The organism is Stappia stellulata (assembly GCF_020176715.1).
Classification (GTDB): domain Bacteria; phylum Pseudomonadota; class Alphaproteobacteria; order Rhizobiales; family Stappiaceae; genus Stappia.
On the sequence record NZ_JAIVMF010000051.1, the window covers coordinates 1 to 1,201 of the forward strand.

Genomic DNA, 1,201 nt, shown 5'->3' on the forward strand with positions numbered 1-1,201 from the left:
TTGAAGTGCTCCCCGTCTTTGGATCAGCCCGAACCGGAACTTTCGGGGGTGATATCTCATGCAGCGAAAGTCGCCGATGAGCCTTTCATGAGCGATATCGGCGGTTTGTTGCCGATCGCGCTGTGCGGGCGGACAGTGTTGTAGTCCTTACGCCAGTCCTCCATTTTTGAACGTGCGTCGTCAAGCGTCAGGAACCAGTGAGCGTTCAGGCATTCGCCGCGGAACTTGCCGTTGAACGACTCGATGTAGGCATTGTCCGTCGGCTTGCCTGGGCGGGAGAAGTCGAGCGTGACGTCGTTCGCATAGGCCCACAGATCAAGGTCACGGGAGATGAACTCCGAGCCCTGGTCGACGCGGATCGTCTTCGGATAGCCGACCAACCGACATGTCCGTTCCAGCGTCGCTACGACATCTTCTCCCCGGTAGCTGAACCGCGGATCAACCACCGGCGAGAAGCGGGAGAAGGTGTCGACGACGGTCAGCACCCGGATCTTGCGACCGGTTGCCAACTGGTCGTGAACGAAATCCATCGCCCATACGTCATTGGAGCGGACGGCTTCCGTCCTGTCGTCACGCAGCTTCGCCTTCACTCGACGCTTTGGCGTCTTGTTGCGCAACTGCAGCCCCATCTCCTTGTAAAGACGATAGATTCGTTTGGCGTTCACAGACCATCCCTCCCGGCGTAGCAGAACATGGACACGCCGGTAGCCATAGCGCACCCGCGTCGCTGCAATCTCCTTGATCCTGACCTTCAGGGCAGCCTGGTCGCCTCGCTTCGACTTGTAGTGATAAAGCGAAGTATCGATCCTCAGACAGGCGCAGGCGCGACGGATCGACACCTTCCAGTCTTCTCGAACCTCATCGACAAGCCGGCGGCGGCGAGCAGGCTTCAAAGCTTTTTTGACAGGACGTCCTGCAACATGGCCTTGTCGAGCGACAGATCGGCAACCAGCTTCTTCAGCCGATTGTTCTCCTCCTCGAGCTGGCGCATGCGCTTGACCTCGGACGGTGTCAGCCCGCCATAGCGCTTGCGCCAGTTGTAGAACGTCGCGTCCGATATGCCGGCCTTGCGGCAGACTTCAGCAACGGGTGCTCCCTCATCGGCCTGACGCAGGATGAAGGCGATCTGCGCCTCCGAAAACTTTGACTTCTTCATGGAACTCTCCTTCTCCCGTCAACGGGATCATAATTGGAAAATTCC

The 1,201-nt window shown here is 58.5% G+C and carries 1 protein-coding gene; it reads right to left on the bottom strand.

All coding sequences use genetic code 11. From position 1 onward, the window contains the following. Positions 1-56 precede the first annotated feature (56 nt). Positions 57-1,156 (bottom strand): IS3 family transposase gene (locus LC092_RS21060; protein ID WP_224809699.1). Its coding sequence is split into 2 segments (ribosomal slippage): positions 57-904 and positions 904-1,156, totalling 1,101 coding nucleotides; the frame shifts between segments, so codons are not numbered across the junction. Positions 1,157-1,201: the final 45 nt, after the last annotated feature.